Origin of the sequence: Bacteroides sp. FSHCM14E1 (assembly GCF_019633785.1) — a bacterium.
GTDB lineage: Bacteria > Bacteroidota > Bacteroidia > Bacteroidales > Bacteroidaceae > Bacteroides > Bacteroides hominis.
This window is the reverse complement of sequence record NZ_JADKYL010000008.1, coordinates 195,279-217,041: the sequence shown is the minus strand read 5'-3', so window position 1 is coordinate 217,041 and position 21,763 is coordinate 195,279. Positions and strand designations below refer to the sequence as shown.

Below are 21,763 nucleotides of genomic sequence, written 5' to 3'. Positions count from 1 at the left end.
TGTTTATCAAAATATTCCGATAATGGTCAACGGTTAAAAACAGAGCGTTTCACTTGAGACTATTCACGTTGGGCTACCACCGTGGCACTATTCTGGCAGCCCTTTTCAATTCAACAGTAATAGAACTGTGCAATAAATTATTCTTATTTATACTAAACTTCTAATTCGTTTTTTCTTTTAAAATAATAAATAACAAAGTTATCATCTTTTCCGTTAGTCACAATCCAATTATTAAAATCCTCATTTGAATTTAGCATTTTAATGTATTTTTTCATTTTCAATCATTCCATATAATCTCCAAATTAATGAAGACCGTTGAAACAAAATCAATGCATTTACATACTCCATATTATCAACATATTTTCAGAACTTCTCCGAAACCGCTTGTTTACAGTTTTTTGATCCGTCCCGCCCATATTTTCATTTATAATTCCTATCTTTGCTCGAAGAATGGACATTCCTTAACTGAACTATCAGATTTACTAATTAAAAACTACCCGCAAATAAAGCTAACCGCACGATAGAGTGAACTTTGTTAGATTATAGGACGCAAAATGGAACTAAAGTACGTAAAACTATACCTGCTATGTATTCCGGTGGGTATCTTAACCGGAATCGTAACTATACCTTATCATTATTTGTTAGGTAAGGCATCTGACCTGCGACACCTTCTGTTTAATTCCGAGGTAAACTGGTGGATGCATCTTTTGGCTATATTTTTAATGTGGGTTATGGGATTAATCATACATTATGGTGTTAAAAAATGCCGTTCCATTTCCGGTAGCGGTATTCCACAAGTAGAAGGAGCCATTTATGGGAGATTCCAAATAAATCGCCCGTTTAAAGCGCTTGTTTTAAAATTCACAGGAGGTCTGGCAAGTATAGGGATGGGATTATCGCTCGGACGCGAGGGTCCTTCCGTTCAAATGGGCGCATTCGTGGCCCGCATAATAGGAAAATGGACTCATGCATCCGTCTCGGAACAACGTTATCTTTATACGGGTGGGGCAAGCGCAGGGCTCTCGTCAGCCTTTATCGCTCTTTTGGCTTCATCGATATTTATCGTGGAAGAACTGGAGAAATTCGATTCTGTGAAAATAATCATTACCTCACTTCTGGCATCGACTATAGCCGGGACAATGGCCGGTTGGGCATTCCCCGGAAACCTGTATGCACCGATCAACACCTCCTATCCTTCCGAACTTAGCATTGTCGGAATTACCTTGGCATTCATTTTATTTTCCTTGCTATTATCCTTGGTTGGAAAGCTCTTTAACAACTGTCTACTTTATTTCCAGCAGAAATACAGCCAAATACAAATGTCGGTATATTTAAAAGTGCTGTCAGTGGTTATTGTAACTTATATCATAGGTTATTTCTTTTCAGATTTGATTGCAGGTGGTGAAGATTTTCTTCTCAAACAAGCAGACACTACGGCATATACAGGTATACTGTTTCTTTGTGGCATCATCCTGCTTAAGCTATTGTTCACAGCACTCAGCTATTCAACGGGCTTTCCGGGAGGCATCTTCCTGCCATTGCTCGTCATCGGAGGACTGACAGGAAAGGTATTCGCACTTATACTTATCCGGCAAGGTTTTCTTTCAGCAGAACATTGCGGTTTCTTTATGGCTATTGGTATGGCTGCAGCATTCACAGCTGTCGTACGTTCTCCGGTTACAGGCATTATCCTGCTTTTGGAAATGACCCATAAGTTTGAATTGCTTATTCCAATGACAATTGTTGTAGGAATCACTTACTTTATCAGCGATATCGCAGGAGTAAGACCAATATATGACCAGCTTTATTTACGTTTACTGCCCAAAGAAAAAGAAGATTCAAATTCCCGGCACACCCTCTCATTCGAAGTAAATGCTGACTCATACATGCAAGGGAAAAAAATAGAAGACATTATTTTGCCCAAAGATTGTAAAATAGAGAATGTCGTACGAGAAGGAACTCACTTGCCTTTACATAATACTGTCACTCAACCGAAAGACCGGGTAGATATCAGCCTTCCATCATGTGAACTGGAAAAACTATACCGCACATTCAGGAACATGGCGAATGAATAATAGTACCAGCATTTTGAGTTGTTCCGTTTATTGGTGAAAACTGCGGAAAAAGTTCAATTGACTAATTGCCAATAAGTAAAGAGTAGAAAGCAAGATAACAGGTAACGAATTAGTAACGCAACTCCGGTTTAAGTTGGCTTTTTAATGGTTTCACCTGACTTCGCCCCGGTCATTCAATTACGTTTAAAACCCTTATCCACAACCTTCTTTCTCTATTCTTCCCTCAGTCTCAATTTTAATTCCTATCTTTGGACACAAACAACACGCTTCAAAGAAACAGTTATGAATATCAGAACCTTATTAATTTTAGTATTGCTATCCTGGGGGATAAATGCCAATGCACAGGAAAATTCCACAAATGATGATATCATCATACAGACATTTCCGGATTACAGCCGGAAGTCTAACACAACGGCCAGAAGCGCGGAAGAACAGAAGGTTATGGAATTAGTCGAGCAATACATATCGAACACTCTGCATGAATATAAAACAAAGCCAATGTATTACCTGAAAATAAAAAAATCGGAATGCCATATAATAGTCCGCATAAACGACATACCGGTATACGAGGATTTTTCCGATTACGACTGCAATTATGATGATTATGACGGTACATTATATCCTGTCAATAGCTGTCTGCCACGCAGCGGAAAACAAACATTTAGCGTAGAGATATATCCCACCGGCCAACAAGACCATATCTCAGATGACAGTTCTGTAAGCCTCAAAATATACCATTGTCCCGACATAGATAAACCGGAAGCTGAAACCAACTTGATTGAAGAACTGAAATTACCCGATAATATAGGTACACAAAAGCTGAAATATTATACCGCTTCGGCAACTTTTGAGGCATCGCTGCCTTTTGATTACAGTGATAAACTCACCAAGGCCCGTGACCTGACACAAATACCCGACTTAGAAGAAAAGGTACTAAAGCAATATAATAAGATACGGCAATATTTAGTGGACTGTAACGAATTGGCCTATCAGACACAGTACCTCAGTCATATCATTCCTTACATGGACATGCGTTATAACAGCCGGCAAGAAATAATAGATAAATTTTGTTATACGGAAATGTTTGATAAAACATCAGTCAATAGGAAAGTTGCGCCCATTACAGATTTTGAAATGGTGATTTGCGGGAATGGTAAACTGGTCATGCTACGAAATAAATCGGAAAAGAATAGTGTATTGCAGATAAAGTCCGACATAATCAATGAAGACGGATGGAGCATACCTAACAATATAATCATACCTATTATACTATATATACCCGAAAACAGTGATAAACTGGAAATATACATGTGACAACAGGCCTATAGATGATGGATATTTTTAAATATGATCGTGTTTACATCAATTTCAGAGGATGCTTATGGTAGACACAGAGAGTTTGTTAAAAAAATATTCAAAGTTGATGAGACGTAAACATAATCCCAAATAGTTTATGAACAGATAGAATTAATCAACTGAAGATATACTAATATAGATAGTAAAACGATGAAAAAACTATTTTTAGCGTACATGGGACTAATAATGCTTAGCGGGTGCTGGTCATTTCAAAATAAACAAACGGAGACAGATTCACAAACAGAGAGTAAAGCTGGTAAAGCTAATATTAGCGTTTTAAACTCCGACACAAATAATCATGTGAGTGAAGCGAATAGTGATGAACCTAAATTATTTGTGAATGAAACAGATTGGAAAGGTTTAAAATGCGAGAAATATTCGGAGGATGATGGATACACGACCATTCAGAAGTGCATTTTTCCAGACGCTAATATGACACAAGTGTATGATGTCATTAAGCGAATCAATGAGAATCTGAAAGATACACTACCACAAAAAGACATAGAATACATTTCTGAAGTGGATAAATATATCAAGGTTTGCTATAAGTACAAAACAACAAATGACCTCTTAATAGAAATAGACTACCAAGGAGGGGTTACCTGTTTTGAAATTATGCAGAAGGATAAAAGTATTATCACCAGAATAACTTATGCGGCTGATTAGATAGCTTAACTGTGAGTTATAATTTTAGATGCAAAAAAACAATCAAAATGAGTATTAAAGTATATGATAAAGCAAGGGGTACATTTGCTTGGAGATTATGGCATGAGCCTGATTCGGACAAAAGTGGCTGTACAAAAGAAAAAGATAAAGCAATAGAACTTAGATTAATAAATCAACCGGAGAATTTAAATTTATTATATGAAGATGAACATAATTATATAATAGATGATGCTTCTTTAATGAATGATAATAATTCCTGAAAATAAATAGTATGAAAGTAAATATGCTGTTTGCATCAATTGCATTATGTTTGGCTATTCATTGCTTTGGAGGCAGTAAAATTTCTTCAGATACACAACCTCAGAAATCAGTAATACAGTCAAAAGACACTGTTGTTAATGTGTCTGAACGTTTTGCTATTTTGTATAAAAAATATGATAAAGATTTTAAGTTATGGTATAATCCATATATCATACGTCTTAAAGAGAGAGATACCGTTAAAATAGCAGAATTCTCGTATGAAAATGGAGGTGAATTGGATCTGCGTATCTCTCCGAGTAAAAGATTTGTTGTGCTGGATAATATTATAAAAGGTTATGTAGAAGACGGGGATGAAAAAATATTGCATGAAAATTATCTGTGTGATATAATAGACCTTGAACAAAGTATTGTTGTTGGCAGTATGCAAACACATTGTGGAGGAGAGTGGGATGAAGATGACAGGTGGGTTGATGGAGGTGAAATTATCTTTGATGGCAGTTTGTTGAAGAAGAAATAGATATAGTTGATAACTCTGAGTACAATAATTTTCCGGAAAGCGAAATCCGAGAAATTGTTCATGAGCTAACTGATAAGCTTGTCTTCTACAATATCAAGATTAAGAAAATGATTGACTTATCAAATAATAAGAGGAATTTTGGATGGAGCGATTCTCGTGAACATAAACTTCCCGGAAGGACATCGACTTTAGATGTTAAGCATCTTGATGACCACGCTGGCCATTTGCACTACCAAGGCTACAATAAAGATATAACCATACTAAAAAAGATATAACGATGAAAAAATTACTATTACTCGTCCTTTGCGGGCTTTTTTGTGTCGTCGATGTCATGCCGCAGAAAACCATTGGATTTGAATCGCTTGTCATCGAAAAAAGCGGCGCCGTAAATATCTATTGGGAAAAAAACAAGAAGAACAGTAAGTCCAAAACGCTGGATGGAAACTACCGGATCCTCTTTAAGACTTACCACATGACCGGAAAATTCACGAAAGGTTTTCCCATTGATACCCTGCGTGCCTATACGAACACTCCGGACGGGATGGAAACGGCAGAGGACGGAATACTGCTCCTCGAATACGTGTACGACAAGGCTGGGCACCAGCACGGTATGCAACGGCTTTTCTACAAGGACAACGAACAAATAAAGTCCGAACACCCATATGTCCACGGTATACTCGAAGGAACCGCCCGAGAATGGCACCCGAACGGAAACCTGAAAAGCTGCGTGGAAATGAACAATGGAAAAATCAACGGAATCTCCTTCGGTTGGGACGAAGAAGGAAATCCTCTGTCGGAATGGCACTATACGGACGGGGAGCGTGACGGGGTGTGCCGCATGTGGATATATACCGACGACGGTGAAACATTTGTCAATGAAGAACACTACAAAAACGGTCTGCAGGCAGACAGTACCTGCTATTACCGTATAAACCCTGACGCATCAAAGACGTTGCGCTGCCGCACAACCTACGCCGGAAAGGGCAGTGCGGTGAAGTTCGAATCGTTTGACGGCGACACATATTCCGTCAGGGAGATGGAGGATGGCAAAGACTGGCTATGGACCCAGTACATACTTGGAAGGCTGTCCGCCAGAGAAGAATACAAAGATGGGAAACCCCATGGAGAGTCGATTATATACTATCCAGGAACCGACAAACGATGGAAAATCTCTATGTTCGACCAGGGGGAACTGCTCTGGCAAAAGGAATACTCCATTGACGGAAAGCTGATAGATTCCAAAGGCTTGGAGCAAACACAGGAAAAGACACAGTAAATATGAATATAAACATGAAGAATATAAATATGAATTTGAGGAAACTCCGGCTTTTTTCTGCCGCTGTTTGCCTTGCCCGCTTTGGCACAGCCACAGGTGGCGGAAGAATACCTGCAATCGCGCAAGGAGGAAGTCATTGGACGATGAACAACCTGTTGCATGGCTACGCGGAGGGAATGCCCGGTTGCCTCACCAAAAGACTGAATGAGCAAAGTGCCCGGTTAGATACCATGGCACAGTGTTCCAAGAAGGAAATCGCCCTTGCCAAATACTATACAGGTTGTTATTACTACGGTCATGGTGATGATTCGGCCACGTTCCCGTGGTTTTCCAGAGCCGCACAATTCGGGCAACCGGATGCGCAGTTCAACATCGGGTTGAGCTACGAACATGGATTCTTGGGCCAGATGGAAAATCTGAAACAAGCCATCGATTGGTATTCCAAAGCCACCGCGCAAGGAAGCAGTCAGGCCATGCTCAACCTGGATGCCATCTATGATGAAGGCAAATTTGTAGAACGAAACGTAGAGAAAGCCATCGGATATACCGGGGTCATATTAACTTTTTGTACACAAAGAGTGTGATGTATCATTCCTTGCCTTTAATAATAAAAGCTTCTACAAATAAAAACAAGTTATGAAAATAAAAATACTTATAGGTATAACATTATTAAATTTTGGATTTACCAACTATATAAATGCACAATCGCCCAAAGAAAATATAGTTATAAATACAGATTCGACACCTCACAAAAACACATCCGATTCCATACCGGTCACAGGCTGGTATCTTATAGAGGATAATTTGGGAAACGATTACAAAAGAATAAGTTCCGATTACAGGCATAATACAATCGATTCAATTCCTATCGTAGACGCTACACATATTAAAGAAGTAAAAGTAGGGGAAGACGAAGAATATCTGTTTTTTATGGCCGTAAAGTTTGATGATACCGGAATATCGGCATGGACAAAAGCTACTCAAGAATACAAAAACAGAAAAATAGCCTTTGTAGTAAACGGCACTATAAAAGATACTTATCCGGATATCCGGTATATCTGGGTAAATACAGAGTATGAAATCACCTTCTATTTACCGGGTAATCCTTCCGAAGAGCAATACAGGCATTTTGGAGAAACCTTATGCAAAGATGCCGGTATTGCCATTGAAGTAGGGAAATATGAAAATGAATTACCCCCGATGTTTGTTTCTTTGGAAGATTAACTTTATCGTCCATTTATAATGAATGCTTCAAGTAATATAATTACGCGGATACGCAAATTAGCAAACCAAGATTTTCGTATCAACAGCCCTTATGGAGAATCAATTTTGATATTTATGAAACATAACGGAGTTGCAAGTATTAATAGCACGACGGAAAGTACTAAGAAAATTACACTTTCAGTACATAATGGCGGGGATGTGCCCCTCCGGTACATTGAAAGAGAAAAATAAGTGCATCTCCCTGTCCACCGACAAGAAGATGCACTAACATAAACAAACAATATTCTACCTTCACAGGCAGTTGAATCCATCAGACCACCTTCATAAGCAGAGATGGCAAAGGTTATGGATTCTTAAAATGATTGCTTCACAGCAATCATCGAGTTATAAACACTGTATTCTATTATTTTCTGTTTTAGTTTTGATCATCTTCTTTAAAAAGTCCGTATTTCTTCACCGGTTCAGAGAGTTTCGGGATCAAGGTTCGCCAGGAATTTCATTTGGACGTCCATATCCACCGCACCGGGCAATAGCCGCACCGCTTGTTCTTCATTCCCCAGACATGCCTGAAGAATAGCTTGCATGTATTTGCTTTCGGCTATCCAGGTGGATTTCTCTAATATTCATAAAGCAACCTTGTTGCAAGGCCCATCATCATCTTCTTTTTTTTATTATATAGCAAGTTCTTTCTTTTTTCACTTAATTTCCAAAGCTTTACCCGGTTTGAATTTAACAATCTTCTTTGCAGGAATCTGCATTTTCTGACCGGTTGAAGGATTATACCCCTGACGTTCCGCATGTTTCTGCACCCGGAAAGTTCCGAATCCCACAAGTGTGACGGGGTCTTCCTTATGCAAACTGTCCCTGACGGTGTCCATGATATGGTTTAAGGTCTTCTCCACATCTGCCTGTGACATGCCGCTACGAATAGCAACCTCTTGAATCAATTCTTTCTTGTTCATCTTTTTAGTTTTTAATAATATTCATAGAAAACAGATTCATCTGCTTTGCTTCTTTTAGTTCCAGTCATCTTCTTCCTTAAAGAGCCCGTACTTCTTCACCAGTTCCGAGAGCTCCGGATCGAGGTTCGCACGGAATTTCATTTGCCCGTCCATCTCTGCCGCAGTGAGCAAGAGCCGTACCGCTTTTTCTTCATTCCCCAAACGTGCCTGAAGGATGGCCTGCATGTACTTGTTATCGGCCGTCTGGGGCGATTTCTCAAATATTCGCAAAGCAGCCTTGTCATATCCTAAAGACATGTAAGCAATGGCCGTATTCACATCATCATACGGGCGCAGCATTTCCAATGCCTGTTCGTATTTACGTTCCTCCAGATATTCCACAGCCCGGGCATAGGTCGTATCCGGTTCGTTGGTATAGATTGTATCCTGCTTCATTCCCCTGCGCGAGAGACTGAATCGGAAATCTACCGCACGTATTATTGGATAGAGTTTCTCTAACATATAAGCGTATTCCGATTTATATTGGCTTTTTATCAGCCATTCGCGCCGGTCGGGTTCCTGTTCACGGTCAATAATCCTCAATATAGCGTCTTTATGGCCTTTGAAGTCTGCATCACTCACAATCAGGCTGCGTAACTTGTTCCAATCCTCGGGGATGGTGCGTATCTTTATCAGGTTCGGTAAATCCGGAATCTCGTCTTTCACTTCACGGTGAATCAGGTTACCCGCCTCGTCCATCTCAACGTTGACACCGACAGACAATGAATCGTACAGCGCGGTAAACTCCCTTACCAGAACGTCACGGATGGATTTTGCACGCTTCTGGGCTATTTCTCCGTTGACGCGCCAACTGCCTTCGGGTGATGAAGAAGCGAAGAGTGTCAGACTGTCTATCCTGTACACAGGATCGGTCATCAGTGCCAGAGTAAGATCTTTCACTTTCTTTACTCCTTTGCGGTTCACGGCAATGGTTTCGTTCAGGTTGAAGTCGTTTTGCGGAAAGTAAAAATTCACGCTTGTATTGGCTTCCGCATCCCGGGCAATGATTTTTCGCACATAACGCGGAGTCTTGTCAATGAATTTAGTCATAGAACTCACCAGATAAGTCAGTGTATCCGACTTCGGAAGCGGATATTTGCTTCCGTTGCCGCTTAACACATTACCTACCACATACACCTTCATACGTGCTGAGTTTTCATCTGCGGGCACCTTCTGCGAATAGAGAAATTTCACCTGATCGGCAGCATAAATCACCGTATCGAGTTCCGCATCCGGATTGAACGGGAAACGCACGATATCATGGTATTTCTCGTCTTTCATCGCTTTACGCGCTTCGTTACGGGCTATTTTCTGCGTGTTATAGAACTTTTGCACCAAATTGGTCGAATCGAGCGAGTTGATATGCGCTATCCAGTTTCCGTATTTTTCCTGCAGGGCGGCATGCCGCACGGCGGGCGGATGTATGTTATACAACTCCCGTATCAGGTGGTATTGCGGATAGACTGACCGCAGATGCTCGTAACGGTCGATATAATGCTTTACCGTTGTCACCGAGTCAAACCGGCTGAGTTCGAGTTCCCTGAACGCTTTACGACCGGGCAGGTGCAGCTGTAACGAATCGGACAGGTTGCGGTGATAGGCGTACAATGGCAACTTGCTACGGGTAAACCCTGTTTGTTCATCACCCAAACCATAGTATGCGAATATGCTTTCCTCCGAAAAGTTTGCCAATGACTTCTGCCTTGTCTGTACCGTATCCGGCCTTTCAGTCATCAGCCACAAGGGAGGCACGGTGTCCACACCCCGGACATAATAGAGGCTGTGTTCCGCCTGCCGCAAGGGTTCAAACGATACCCTGTCATAAAAATATTTCTTACGGGTAACCAGTTCTCCTGCCTGATAGTTGGTACGAAGTTCCCATTTGTGGTTGAAGTAACGGAAGCGCTCCCGCAAACCGGACCACTGGGGTTGTAAAGTGTCGTTCACCCGCTCCAGCGCACGGTCATACTGCCATTGTTGGCGCTCTATCATCAGCCGGGAGTTCTTCAGCATATACTCTTTCAACAGGCTGTCCCGTCGGTTTACCTGCCGGTTGAACATCTCAAAACGCAGTAACAGCGGGTCCGGACGGTGTTTTTTAGCATCCTGTATTGCCCATAGCTTTTCCAGCCTTCGTTTATACCATTTCAGACGTTTCAGATAGCGTTCAAAAGAACGGTAATTTACGTAAGTCTGATAAAAGTTGGCGGAATCCGGAATTATTTTCTCTACATAACGGTCGTATCGCCGGTAGTCCCGCTCCTGCAACTCCCGGAAGCGCTGTCCCGTGAAGCGGAGTTCTTTCAGCGAGTCGGGCACGTCGCCCCTCATAAGCACCGGACGGACGTTGACCATCCAGTTATCCTGTTGCAGAACTTTGGGAACTGTCACTACAAACTCTACATTAATCAGTCCGTTCCGCTCTGCTGTATTACGCGTGGAACCGGCTGATACCACCACTTCATCAAGCGCCACCGTGGTCAGGTTCTCTTGATGGACACTGTCCCATTCGACAGACATGCCCACGGGGATGCTGTCACCTTTAGCACTGATGAATGTAAAGTTCAGAACCGGGGGCTGATTGGCGGAATCGCGTTTTGCGATCTCCACCGGCTCACTCCGCCGGTTGGCAGGCAAGGCCAGTGTCACCCTCGACTGCTCTTTGTAGAGCCTACCAAAGGGGGAACATGCAGTGATAACTATTATCAGAAACAGAATATAGAAAATTTTAGAATGCTTCATGCTTCCTTGCGCCAACTGAAGGGCCGATCTTAAAACAAATAAACAAGATTAAACGCCACTTTAGGTGTCGGCAGGAAATAAGTACCCGATTTCACCTTATCACCACAATGTTCGCAACGATATTTCGTGTAGGGAGTGACAAGCAGCCCCAGACCCGCTTCCACTTCCATATTCCAGCGCTTGCTCAGCAGCCAGGAGCGCCCATAGGTCATTCCTGCGCCATAACCCCACCCCTGGTAGCGGTAATCGAGTACCTTGTCCCATGCCACGTTGAAGCGTGCGCCCATGGCATACATGCTGATAAAGTTTCCGGCGTAGGGTTGCCAGAACCAGTAGCGTGCACCGGGTTCTATCAGGAAATGCTTGATCTTTTTAGTGTCACTGAAATTCCAAGGATTATAAGAAACACTCATATTCAGCGTCCAGTGTTTATCCAGAAGCATGCTGCCTTCAACGTTGAATGTGGTGGTAGCCAGTTTCAGCGTATTGGTTTGTACTGAGTAAAACTGGGCATGCAGCCGAATCGTCAGAGCGCCCGCAAACAGTAGGAAGGAGAATACCAAGCAATATCGTACGAATTGTTTCATGGATGTTTCAATATAGAAAGTTTATGTTAATTTACTGTTAATTTTTCATACCATTCACTGTAACCGGATCGGTAGCAATAGGCTGTGGGTGGCGCTTCAACCTGTATGTAGCTGTCTGAAACCAATGTGCTGTAAAATTCAGAGAGTCTGACCAGAAAGCTGTCAGGAACGTGTACACAGGGGATGCACGCTTCATGCCCCCCGGTGGTTTCATTGCCAGCTTCCAATACCGGATACATAATACTCAAATAATAAGCGGAGTATCCGAAAGCACACCACTTATCTTCTACATAGAACAAGTAAATGTAATACAGGTTTTGGGACTCCTTATCAATTGCCAATTCCGGAATTTCCATATTTATCTTTATTATCGGTTAATAATCACTCACACACCTCACCATGCCGTTCACCATACTTTTAGCCTGGGTATCACAGTAAGGCACACCCTTCTCAAAGTTAAAAAACCAGGCTTGGTCCGTACCCTTTTCGGTGGAAGCCCAGTATCTTTTCTTCTTGTTGGGTTCTTCCATCGGTTTCTCCTTATATATCAAGCCGATGGGTCCACGAAACATCCACATCAGTTGTAACTCGCGTTGAGTGGGAACACGCCATTTCCGCCCTGCACCCGGGCCGGAAGTACCATACAAACGGCAGCCTGTATTTGCAGGAATGGTGAAATCCGGATTATTATTATTTCCGTCATCGCTCACTCCCTGCACAGTCATCCAAGTCTCATCATTGTTCCCCACATCCGTGGGTGCCACGATAAAGCGGAACGGGATTCTGTCATTGACACTCAGGTTGCCACCGTTTCCTCTGGAAACCTGATGCCGGATAGTAGCGCCGTTCTTCGTCATCCCGACTCCCGCTCCCCATTGGGCGGCTCCTGCCAATCCATCCGCATAAATAACGGCATACGTTGTTCCACCGATAGTCTCTTTCTGAATATACTGCCCGAAAACTCCCGAAGGAAAGCCGAAGCAGAATAAAACGATCCATAAAATGGGATAGATTTTGAAACTCATCATCTTTATTTCTTATTAGGTTGCATTTCGTTTATTTATTACCTCCTCCCGCATGATTGGCTTTATCAGGATCCTGCGAAGCTCTGACAGCATGTGTGTTGCCAACGGCATCGGAGAACACTTTCCCTTCATTCGTAACCACAAAGGCTTTATCGGCACCCGGATCGGCGGTAGACGACCAATAGCTGCCCGCCATCTGTTTTTGCGTACTCGAAGAAGAAATCCAGGTCCCGATCAATTCGCTGACAGAAGGGAGATACCACCACCCCTTATCGGCTCCAGGTTGATCTCCCACATTGTATCCGTTCGTTCCCCGATAACAGGTGTAAGCAGCCTCATAATTTGCCCAAGTACTTGGGGCTCCTTGCAACGCTAAAGTATTCGCACATCCATTCGTCAATGAAGTGGCTCCGCAATTTGAGAATGATGAACCTTCATACCATTTCAGCGTTTTCCTTTCCGGTAGGCTACCCGGATAGTATCCATCCGAAAAATAAGACTCTATACTGTTCGGGTATTTCCATTTAACGGCATTCGCATCATCTACTGTCGGCAAAGCAGTACCAACGGCATCGTATCCCGTAAGTTCTCCCGAGAAATAGCCCGGTATCAACCGGATGACATTGGTATCATCCCTACTGTTTCCTTTCAAGACAATGTTATAAGTCAGGTCGTAATTGGCGTACACACTGTAATCGGAAGTGAAGTTCTTTCCCAGAAACAACTGATAGATAGAAAAATCTGTTACAATATTCAAATTCTCGCCACCAGCGACCTCCTTATTCTCCAACCCGATAATCTGAAGGTAAGTGCCGCCTGTCGGCGCGTTATCGCGACGGGTATTCACTGTAGAGGTCAATACCGTCTGCTGGAGATTGATCGGAATATACAAAGGAGCCGTTTGAATCACAGGATTTGCGGCAGTTGTTGTAGCAAGTGATTTATGCCAAAAAAGGTCGGTTTGTTCTTTCAAATCCTCTGAAGGGAAAATAGCTTTTCTTCCAAGTACATTATAGTAGTTCTGCGTGGGAATATTCATCAAGGTCACATTCCACGTATGTGGTACCTCTATAAAATGTGGATAGGTTGTTGTTATATTGAATGTCACTCTTGCCACGGTACGCTTCAAAGAGATGTATAGCTGTTTGCCCGCAAAGATTTCGGCATCAGCCTGACCGCACATAACGATACCTGTCCTCTCCACATTCTTTCCGTTTTCCAGTAATGGATTTCCGTTTGCGTCTGTCAGTATGAGCTTGTTTTTAGGAAAAATGCCATCATCGGCCGTCAATGTCATGCAGAGGTTATGTAAATCAGCATAGGTAGATACACTCGGCTTTATATTCTCAAACGTACTCATATTGACGTTGGCTAAAACCACAATCCTGTTTTTTTGTTTATCCGGTGTAGAGGCAATCACCACCTCATCTGTCTTGATGGAACCATCCGGAGATGCAAAATATTTCTTTTCTACCAATGTTCCATCCGGTTTTGTCCCGTTAAACTGGAAACCCATGTACGAATAGACGGCGTTATCTTCTGTAATATCTGTAGTAGGTGTACCACCTGCCCTTGTGGCAACAGGTGTCGCCACAAGTTCTACGTCCATATCCGGCGAGGACATCCTGAGGACGGGCGGCATTTCTTCCGCACGTGTTTCCGCGTCAGACGAAGTATTATAATCGTCTATGCCCAGGGTGAGTTTCACGGCAACCGGCTCCACGGTTGAAGACGTACCGGAGTCGGGCAGCAAACGGTCCTCCGTACATCCTCCCAAGGCTAAGCAGACGATACATATCGAAGCCATTATTTTTTTTATCATGATAATATCGTTCATTTGTATATTGTTATCATATTCATTACTTAAAATCACGGACACAGCGCACGAAAGCCTTTTTTTTCTTGTCCTGAGGAGATAACACCAGACCCTTATCTATAATATGAGTGTTAAAATAACCAAAACACATAGCACTCCATGCTTCGTTTTTGTTGACTTCAGTTCCTGCCCAGTACATTTTTTTATCATTTTCTATACTTGAAAAATTCAAATCGTTATATGTATTCCCATTAGCTGCTACTATTAGAAATAACGCCCGTAGCTCGGAGGCTCTCGGAAGTCTCCAGTCATGAAAACCACCCCCGGTATATTGTCTGCAAAGTTCTTTAGCAACCAACTTACCATTTGCATCTTCCCACGGAACAGATAATATGGAGACATCATTCTTGGTTACATGAATTTCCTCACAAACCTTTTCTTTCCCTGCCGCATATAAGTTTATATCGTCACTTACTTTCATACCATCTGTGGGCAGACTTGCGGGATCCGGTGTATTAACAGGTACATAGTCTCCGTTACCACCATAGGCTACAGTGGTAAAATAGCTCTTGTAGGGATGCCCACCAAGAGTATAATATTCAGGCATTGGGGGATAGTCAGTCGAAAACTCTTCACTCGGCCAGGTACCTTGAGGCCAATTTACTTGTTGGAGCGTCTTCTCTAATCTTACCCACATATAGTCAGAGATAGGGGGATCCGCTATCTCACTTCCAAAATCACCATTAATTACCTCAGATGTCCAGTTCTGAACATTCATGCTCAAAGCAGAGTTATTGTAGACCAGGTTGTATGTGTTCTTATATCCCTGTCTGAAACCAAATAACTTACCATCCTCACTCTTGTTAAGGTAGCTCTTATCCAGCGTAAATGTTTCATTAATACCATTGACCTTCAATACGAGGACTATATCGCCGTCACCGACTTTGGCATCCATGAACGAGGGAACCAGAAACTCGTAGGTAACGTCCGTAGTGGACAATTCCACTGCCGGGGTTAATGTTACTCCTATCGGACCGGCGGTAGCTCCATCCTTTGCCAACCCTGTTGCCGGGTCAATAGCTCCCTTGTTTTTAATCCAACCGCCCCCAAGGTTATCCAAAGTAACACTACTTAAATTGAACACTTCATTATTGTTCATGTATTTCCTGATATTAAGAACGATCCACGTATAGGCATGCCGGAAGTTTAAAGGAATAGTTGCCACCGCTTCTCCGGATGGATGATCGAACGGATAGGTGGTACTGGTATTGTAGAGTAGATCCGTCTGTTTAAGGTCGGTCTTTGAGGAGAAGTCGAAAGGGATTCCATTCGTATAGGCACTTTGGGTGTTGGCTGGAATACACGGATAGTAGGCAATCACTTTTAGTGCCTTACCTTCCGGTCCTGTAGGAGTGACGCCTGAGCCGTCAGAGTTATTAATGAAAGTCCAATTCCACGGTGCGGAAGAACTGGAGCGTTCCATTTTGGCAGTCATATCTGATGATCCTCCGAAAATCTCATTCCCGTTCTCACTTTTAGTGATGGACATACCAAAAGAATAGGAATTTCCGGTAAAATCGGTCGTGGATGTAATACTCCTTGATTGGACAACTTCTGTCTTTTCTATGGACGCATTGAAGTTCAAAGGGACTTCCATTTCCGGTGTATCCCTTTCCATCCCGTCGTAGACATTGTTGTCGCAGCCTCCTGCCAATAGTAAAGAGCAGGCTGCCAGGATGATTGTCCGAGGCAGGATATATTTCTTATTTGTATCCATATTCATCTGTATATCGTTTCAATTACTTGTTATTTGTTTGCCTTACACAACGGATTTTCAATTTCTCTGTTTTCTGATGCCACGACGCATATCCGGGGCTTCCGGTAAAATCGACAGCCCATGCCCATTCGGAATTCAGCTTTTGCTGGTTATCAGCATTTGCTACCAGATATTCACTCCCGCACCAATAAGTCCCGGATAGCGGTGTGAACCCTCGTAATTCTTCTAAATTTGCATGATTCGCATAGATAAGCGCCAGCTCCGAGAGTCGCGGAAGTCTCCAGTCCTCGAATCCGTTTTCTTCCAGATTGCGGCATAAGTCAAAGGCCGTTAACGTCTTCGTTATTCCTTCCACTGTTCTCCATGGATGAGTCTCAGCACCCGATTCATCCACAATATCGTTACCGGAAACCATTAGCTCGGGAAAAGCACCTTCATAGTTAAAAGCATCTTCCACCGTAGCATATAACCTTCCGTTTTGTCCTCCATCAATATCCGTAATGTAAATGTTTTGTCCTTCCTTATAAAAATTATTGTAATCGAATGGAAGATTTCTATTAGTACCCCAATAATTTTTTTTCTTGGGAATTTGTAGTGAGGAACCCATAACGTAAGTCCAGTCCACATTCTCTCCATTAAATCCCTGATATGTCAGGTAATATCCCAAGACGGAAGGTATGGAGGCCGTTTGACCCGCAACCCATGGTTCAAGAGTGGCATCAAAGATTAAATTCTTCGGCTTACTTTTGTACGCAAGTTCGGCGGTGGCATAGCCTGCGGCTTTTACACTCTTGATGGTAAACTGGTATATGTGGTTGCGCAGGATATTCATTTTGTCATGGTTTCCCTCATCGTAAGTAAAGTCTATGCGGTAGAACGTTTCCGTCGGCGAGCCGTTATATCTACCTCCTACGATAATTGCCAAACGGTTGGTATGGTTGTTGTCATACACATTCCCCCATAGCAAATCGGCTTCGGGCAGATAGATTTTCCCTAAACAGTAAATACTGTTTGTTATGTATGCGTTACCAGTGTAAGTCTTGGTGGTAGTTCCTCCTCCGGTGACATCCGAAGGCTTGTCTATCACTATATCTGTATCTGATACACCGTCAGTCTTCCAATGGTAATTAGCCGCTAGCGGCATATATGCGTATCTCTGACCTGCTTTCCATACCTGTATTTGGGTGAGGGTGAAAGGTGCATTTTTGTTTTTAATCCATGAGGTAATAATACCACTCGTATCTTTTTTAGGCGTGCCGACACCGATATCCACACGTGCCACGGCACGAACCAACTTTGTATTGCCGGAATAAACAGAACCTTGACTTACCTGTACGGATTTGCCTCCCTCAATCACCCCGAACATGGGAAACGGGGTAGTACTGAAATCGAGAGGATCGGCCGTTGCTTCACTCGCGCAGGCTTGTTGCACCTCTTCGTAGCTCTTGCCATACAGACCGTAAAGAAAGCCGGAGCCGGAAATATTGGCGAGGATAACAAGTTTATAGTTATCAGAGGAGCTTACACTCTGCAACAGGGTGGCACTATAGGTTCCATCGCCAGTCTTTGTTCCTTCCGCCACGTAACGCAGGGTTCCGTAAGTATCACCGTCGGCATTGAACTGAAGAATGTAAACAGACTGAATCTCCCCGGTCTCATTGCCTGCCGAAGGCGTACCCGCATCGGAAGTGGATACGGACAGCCTGACAAGAACGGGATCGTCCTGCTGCACGCTGTAGCTGTCATCGTTCCGGCAAGCTCCCGTCAGCATGATTATCCATAAGAGTATAACCAATCTGTCCGGTCTTGCTATATAGTCAGTTTTTATCTTCATATTTATATTCTTAATCTTTTTCTTTATATCTCTCCAGGGATAAAAGAATCAATTGTATTCTTTCCAGACAACGGTCTCCCCCCAACCTGTAATTTCACCCCCCACATCCACCGAAGCTTTGAAATTCAACAAAAGGTTAGTGGTTTTGCCTACTATGGGGACAATCGGTTTGCCGCTGCCATCCGCCGTTATGCTTTTAAGCAAAGACCGGTTGTGGTAGATGTCTATTGTCAGCCCATTGCCTTCTGCCGTAGGGAAAAGCCGGAACATGGAAACCTCAAAGTCTTTGTTCGCGGCAAGGGTCATTGCCGGGGAATAGGAAGCGGGAGGGCCTCCGTAATTGCCGTTAAAATCCATGCGGCTGCTTGTTTCGCGGACAACGAGCGAGTAATTACCGTCGTTCGTGCCGGTGAGATCTTGCAAGCCTTGCAGGGTTATATTCATGGACGCCGTCATGCGGGAGACTTCTATGGTATGTTCTCCGCCACCGTTGGACGTTGTATTGTTTTCTATTTCAAGCTCTCCGTAGAACAAGTCGGAGGGAGAGGTAAATATGCCCTGTTCCGCCCTTGTAGATACGGAGGGTTTCAGTGATATGAAACCGTCGGAGCATGGATCGCCCTTTTTCAGGGGGCTGACGAGCATCGTACCGTCCTGCGTGTTGCCCATGGCTACGCAATGAAAGGTGGGGATGCCCGGATAATTAAGGATAACAGGTTCCATACCGTTCACGGGGAGTATGTCGAGCAGCAAGTCTTTGTCATTGAATACATAGAGGTTCATATCTTGTATGGTTTCTGCGGGTATATCTGCGGGCAGATTCACCTTCAGCGGGATACCCTTGAAACAATCATCGGTATTCTCGGCTATGCATCCCGACAACAGCAGCAGTGTGAACAGATAATATACGATCTCCGGGATGAACCGGAATTTATAGGCACCTGTCATAATGGAGATTCTTTCTTATTTTAGTTCTTGGTAGTTTGAAATAGCCGCCGCGGACACTGCCGCGGCAGCTATTTATTAATCAGCAAGCATGCCCTTTAAAAGGGAACTGTCGATCGCAATCGCAAGCCGGGAATTAGAGCCAGCTTTTTTCGATATTTATAGGATTTGCCCACTTTGCTGCAGTAACGGTAACATTTACGGAACTGTTAACGGTCGGTTTAGTCGGGTCGGTAGTACCACCACCACCGCTACCGCCTTGGTTTTCAGGTTTAAAGTTACCCTTCAAATTCAGGACTACGCTATATGTTTGACCCGCTTTAAGTTCATCCTTGTCTCCACCTCCGAAGTAAGTGGCAAAATACTTGGTGTCGTTAACTGCATCAGCCTTAGGTTTTGTTGTTGCCATTGTCTTTCTCCATTTCACTTCAACTACGAGTACTGTCGGATGATTGGCGATATCCGAAACGCCGTCGTTTGTGAAGGTATACCAATGTCCGATATCCGAAATTGAATTCTTTGCGGCAGCGGTTCCTTCGACAAATTTGTCAGCAGCGGCCTCTATGTTGTACTCATCGTATTGTTTGAAGTCGGTGGGTGCCGGGGCTGCCCATGGAGCGGTCCAAGCTACACCGCCGGTATACTTTTTCTGGTTTTGTGCGATATAGTCAGCACCGGCATCGGTAGTAGGAAGGAACTGTGTCATTCTCTGTACGCTCATCAGGTAAACGCGGGTGATGGTAAAGTTCGCATCATCAGTCGTGGCGAAATCATTATTCTGGACATATTTGTTGTCCTTAACCGATCCACCATTAAATGTAATTTTCGTGAGCTGTATTCTGGCTGCTAAGAAGTGTAACTGTATTGTTACAGAAGCTTGCATTGTCTCGTCTTTTTTCACAAACGGATCCAAATTGCCTATCCCCGACATATAGAGATTAGCATCCTTTTGGGTTATCCCGCCGGCTGGAGTATCAGGAGTCTTCAGTATATCCGTTAGCACATCCTTCAGGGCAGTCTTAGTTGAAACAGTGGCAAACAGTTGGCCTGCACCCGTCAGGTCTCCTGTATTGGCTATCACAGCCACTTCTGTAGCGTCCGTCGTGGTTGACACACTATTGGCGTTCACAGATGCCGGAGTACCGATATATTTCTTCGTAATAACGACTCCATCCTTGTTAAAGATAAACACTGTAAGATTATTTACCGTACCATTTTGGGCGTCCAGATCATTAGGTATCCCCGACGCTCTGCTGCTTGCCCGTTCACCGGTTCCGGTTAATTTAATGATGACTTTCGCTTCCGGAGCATTGCTTTCTCCACCGGGAATCTCGTCGTCGTTCTGCGAACAACTTGCCAATGCCGCTATCGCGCACATGGACAATAATAAACTTTTTACTTTCATTCGTTGATGTTTAATTAATTTAAAATATTTTTTTCGTTTGGTTTAAAGCTCTATTCTATAATAGAGACTTATTAGCGATAAAAACAATTCTAAAATCATGATTAACAATTCATTAGAAATTTCCAGTTCCTAAGGAATATTAAATAATTATAGAATCATTTCTTCTCAACAAGAGAATCAGCAGTGTTTCAATACTATATGAATTGATTTCCGGCATCATGTTGAAACATTGCTGAAACAAAACGAGAAAAAGAAACAAAAAGAACAACTTATGAATAAGAAAACATCGCTGAACGAACTGCTCTATATACAGGAGCATCTGTCATGTAGAAATTACCATGAAGAGTTGGTAAATGGATTCAAATATATTGAGTTTAAAAAGGATGAAGTCATACTGGAAAAGGAGATTTTATGGAACTATATCGTATTCTTGCTTGAGGGAGAATGTGTCATTAACTATAATCAGTACAAAGACCGAAAATTCCAAATGGGATCAATCATTTTGTTACCTAAAATGGCCACAATAAAAATAGAGGTAACGGCAGGTACCCGCTTGCTTTCATTGTCGTTCGGAATCCCTTTGAATCTCTGTGATAAGTTTGCGTTGCAATCGTTAACAGGACTTTGCAGCAAACTCAATTATAATTTTGAACCGGTCGATATACGTTATCCGCTACCTCCTTTTCTGGAGCTTGTAACGCATTGCCTGAAGCAGAAGATGGGCTGCGGACATTTCCATAGTTTGTTGCAGCAGGAATTGTTTTTTTTACTGCGAGGCTTTTATACCAAAGAAGAATTAGCTCTTTTGTTTTATCCGATTCTGGCAGCAGAGTTGTCATTCAAAGATTTTATCATCGAGAACTGTGCCAAAGTAAATAATGTGAATGAACTTATTTCACTTTCAAACATGGGAAAATGTAACTTTTACAGTAAGTTTAAGCAGGTATTTGGAACAACGGTCAAACAATGGTTGCTGAAACAACGTAATCAGCGTATTTTAAATAAGGTGATGGAATCGGAAACTACGATTGGAGAGTTAATGGAGGAGTTCAATTTTGATTCCCAGGCTCATTTTACACATTATTGCAAACAACATTTCGATTGTACGCCAAAAGAGCTGATTATGAAGTATCAGGCTATGGATCAGTAGTTTTTGCATAAATTATATCCGCAAATACAAAATGTAAAAAAAAACATTCTTTTTGGCAATAAATGTAAATTGCAGATGGCCTATCTTTGCAGTGTGAAGCATATAT

19 protein-coding genes are annotated in these 21,763 nt (G+C 42.8%); 9 read left to right on the top strand and 10 right to left on the bottom strand.

Translation table 11 applies throughout. The features are described from left to right. Positions 1–554 precede the first annotated feature (554 nt). From ISX59_RS13960 to ISX59_RS13925, 8 genes are all read left to right on the top strand, one after another. A complete protein-coding gene (locus tag ISX59_RS13960) occupies positions 555–2,075 on the top strand; it encodes a ClC family H(+)/Cl(-) exchange transporter (RefSeq protein ID WP_220575997.1) in 1,521 nt (506 codons plus the stop codon). A 282-nt stretch (positions 2,076–2,357) separates the two neighbouring features. Next, entirely contained in the window at positions 2,358–3,389 is a 1,032-nt protein-coding gene (locus ISX59_RS13955) for a hypothetical protein (protein ID WP_032530314.1), read from the top strand. Between the two features lie 192 nt (positions 3,390–3,581). Continuing rightward, entirely contained in the window at positions 3,582–4,097 is a 516-nt protein-coding gene (locus ISX59_RS13950) for a hypothetical protein (RefSeq protein ID WP_137569171.1), read from the top strand. A 47-nt stretch (positions 4,098–4,144) separates the two neighbouring features. Further along, the gene (locus ISX59_RS13945; RefSeq protein ID WP_032530316.1) at positions 4,145–4,357 is read left to right on the top strand and encodes a hypothetical protein; all 213 of its coding nucleotides are present in this window, start codon (positions 4,145–4,147) and stop codon (positions 4,355–4,357) included. Positions 4,358–4,368: 11 nt separating this feature from the next. Beyond that, complete coding sequence (locus ISX59_RS13940; RefSeq protein ID WP_032530317.1) at positions 4,369–4,875, top strand: hypothetical protein; 507 nt, start codon at positions 4,369–4,371, stop codon at positions 4,873–4,875. Positions 4,876–5,152: 277 nt separating this feature from the next. Then, the gene (locus tag ISX59_RS13935; protein WP_220575996.1) at positions 5,153–6,151 is read left to right on the top strand and encodes a toxin-antitoxin system YwqK family antitoxin; all 999 of its coding nucleotides are present in this window, start codon (positions 5,153–5,155) and stop codon (positions 6,149–6,151) included. 14 nt (positions 6,152–6,165) lie between these two features. After that, the gene (locus ISX59_RS13930) at positions 6,166–6,735 is read left to right on the top strand and encodes a tetratricopeptide repeat protein (protein ID WP_175415592.1); all 570 of its coding nucleotides are present in this window, start codon (positions 6,166–6,168) and stop codon (positions 6,733–6,735) included. 52 nt (positions 6,736–6,787) lie between these two features. Beyond that, complete coding sequence (locus ISX59_RS13925; protein WP_032541221.1) at positions 6,788–7,375, top strand: hypothetical protein; 588 nt, start codon at positions 6,788–6,790, stop codon at positions 7,373–7,375. 695 nt (positions 7,376–8,070) lie between these two features. Here ISX59_RS13925 and ISX59_RS13920 read toward each other — a convergent pair. The 10 genes from ISX59_RS13920 to ISX59_RS13875 form a co-directional block, all read right to left on the bottom strand. Next, positions 8,071–8,337, bottom strand: a complete 267-nt coding sequence (locus tag ISX59_RS13920) for an HU family DNA-binding protein (protein WP_032539919.1) — start codon at positions 8,335–8,337, stop codon at positions 8,071–8,073. Positions 8,338–8,391: 54 nt separating this feature from the next. After that, complete coding sequence (locus ISX59_RS13915) at positions 8,392–11,118, bottom strand: tetratricopeptide repeat protein (RefSeq protein ID WP_186993025.1); 2,727 nt, start codon at positions 11,116–11,118, stop codon at positions 8,392–8,394. A gap of 29 nt (positions 11,119–11,147) precedes the next feature. Further along, positions 11,148–11,705: a DUF3575 domain-containing protein gene (locus ISX59_RS13910; protein WP_220575995.1), complete on the bottom strand. Its 558-nt coding sequence runs from the start codon at positions 11,703–11,705 to the stop codon at positions 11,148–11,150. A 26-nt stretch (positions 11,706–11,731) separates the two neighbouring features. Further along, on the bottom strand, positions 11,732–12,061 hold the full coding sequence (locus tag ISX59_RS13905; RefSeq protein ID WP_044300739.1) for a hypothetical protein: 330 nt from the start codon (positions 12,059–12,061) through the stop codon (positions 11,732–11,734). 18 nt (positions 12,062–12,079) lie between these two features. Further along, the gene (locus tag ISX59_RS13900; protein ID WP_234191023.1) at positions 12,080–12,733 is read right to left on the bottom strand and encodes a DUF1566 domain-containing protein; all 654 of its coding nucleotides are present in this window, start codon (positions 12,731–12,733) and stop codon (positions 12,080–12,082) included. Positions 12,734–12,761: 28 nt separating this feature from the next. After that, positions 12,762–14,552 carry a fimbrial protein gene (locus ISX59_RS13895; protein WP_255580218.1) on the bottom strand — a complete coding sequence of 597 codons (1,791 nt, stop codon included), beginning with the start codon at positions 14,550–14,552 and terminating at the stop codon, positions 12,762–12,764. Between the two features lie 37 nt (positions 14,553–14,589). After that, positions 14,590–16,323: a fimbrillin family protein gene (locus ISX59_RS13890; protein ID WP_220575993.1), complete on the bottom strand. Its 1,734-nt coding sequence runs from the start codon at positions 16,321–16,323 to the stop codon at positions 14,590–14,592. 22 nt (positions 16,324–16,345) lie between these two features. Continuing rightward, positions 16,346–18,157 (bottom strand): DUF1566 domain-containing protein, encoded by a 1,812-nt coding sequence (locus tag ISX59_RS13885; RefSeq protein WP_220575992.1) that lies wholly within the window; start codon positions 18,155–18,157, stop codon positions 16,346–16,348. Positions 18,158–18,205: 48 nt separating this feature from the next. After that, complete coding sequence (locus ISX59_RS13880) at positions 18,206–19,105, bottom strand: FimB/Mfa2 family fimbrial subunit (RefSeq protein WP_220575991.1); 900 nt, start codon at positions 19,103–19,105, stop codon at positions 18,206–18,208. 133 nt (positions 19,106–19,238) lie between these two features. Beyond that, positions 19,239–20,507, bottom strand: a complete 1,269-nt coding sequence (locus ISX59_RS13875; protein WP_220575990.1) for a fimbrial protein — start codon at positions 20,505–20,507, stop codon at positions 19,239–19,241. Between the two features lie 271 nt (positions 20,508–20,778). On the opposite strand from ISX59_RS13875, the gene ISX59_RS13870 reads away from it, so the two are divergent. Next, on the top strand, positions 20,779–21,657 hold the full coding sequence (locus ISX59_RS13870) for an AraC family transcriptional regulator (RefSeq protein WP_044300765.1): 879 nt from the start codon (positions 20,779–20,781) through the stop codon (positions 21,655–21,657). Positions 21,658–21,763 lie beyond the last annotated feature (106 nt).

Bases quoted from the DNA above. Each gene is read 5' to 3' on its own strand.
- ISX59_RS13930 (WP_175415592.1), top strand. From the start codon at position 6,166: ATGAAGAATATAAATATGAATTTGAGGAAACTCCGGCTTTTTTCTGCC.
- ISX59_RS13870 (WP_044300765.1), top strand. From the start codon at position 20,779: ATGAATAAGAAAACATCGCTGAACGAACTGCTCTATATACAGGAGCAT.
- ISX59_RS13905 (WP_044300739.1), bottom strand. From the start codon at position 12,061: ATGGAAATTCCGGAATTGGCAATTGATAAGGAGTCCCAAAACCTGTAT.
- ISX59_RS13880 (WP_220575991.1), bottom strand. From the start codon at position 19,105: ATGACAGGTGCCTATAAATTCCGGTTCATCCCGGAGATCGTATATTAT.
- ISX59_RS13875 (WP_220575990.1), bottom strand. From the start codon at position 20,507: ATGAAAGTAAAAAGTTTATTATTGTCCATGTGCGCGATAGCGGCATTG.
- ISX59_RS13955 (WP_032530314.1), top strand. From the start codon at position 2,358: ATGAATATCAGAACCTTATTAATTTTAGTATTGCTATCCTGGGGGATA.
- ISX59_RS13935 (WP_220575996.1), top strand. From the start codon at position 5,153: ATGAAAAAATTACTATTACTCGTCCTTTGCGGGCTTTTTTGTGTCGTC.
- ISX59_RS13960 (WP_220575997.1), top strand. From the start codon at position 555: ATGGAACTAAAGTACGTAAAACTATACCTGCTATGTATTCCGGTGGGT.
- ISX59_RS13920 (WP_032539919.1), bottom strand. From the start codon at position 8,337: ATGAACAAGAAAGAATTGATTCAAGAGGTTGCTATTCGTAGCGGCATG.
- ISX59_RS13885 (WP_220575992.1), bottom strand. From the start codon at position 18,157: ATGAAGATAAAAACTGACTATATAGCAAGACCGGACAGATTGGTTATA.
- ISX59_RS13925 (WP_032541221.1), top strand. From the start codon at position 6,788: ATGAAAATAAAAATACTTATAGGTATAACATTATTAAATTTTGGATTT.
- ISX59_RS13950 (WP_137569171.1), top strand. From the start codon at position 3,582: ATGAAAAAACTATTTTTAGCGTACATGGGACTAATAATGCTTAGCGGG.
- ISX59_RS13910 (WP_220575995.1), bottom strand. From the start codon at position 11,705: ATGAAACAATTCGTACGATATTGCTTGGTATTCTCCTTCCTACTGTTT.
- ISX59_RS13945 (WP_032530316.1), top strand. From the start codon at position 4,145: ATGAGTATTAAAGTATATGATAAAGCAAGGGGTACATTTGCTTGGAGA.
- ISX59_RS13915 (WP_186993025.1), bottom strand. From the start codon at position 11,118: ATGAAGCATTCTAAAATTTTCTATATTCTGTTTCTGATAATAGTTATC.
- ISX59_RS13900 (WP_234191023.1), bottom strand. From the start codon at position 12,733: ATGATGAGTTTCAAAATCTATCCCATTTTATGGATCGTTTTATTCTGC.
- ISX59_RS13940 (WP_032530317.1), top strand. From the start codon at position 4,369: ATGAAAGTAAATATGCTGTTTGCATCAATTGCATTATGTTTGGCTATT.
- ISX59_RS13895 (WP_255580218.1), bottom strand. From the start codon at position 14,552: ATGATAAAAAAAATAATGGCTTCGATATGTATCGTCTGCTTAGCCTTG.
- ISX59_RS13890 (WP_220575993.1), bottom strand. From the start codon at position 16,323: ATGGATACAAATAAGAAATATATCCTGCCTCGGACAATCATCCTGGCA.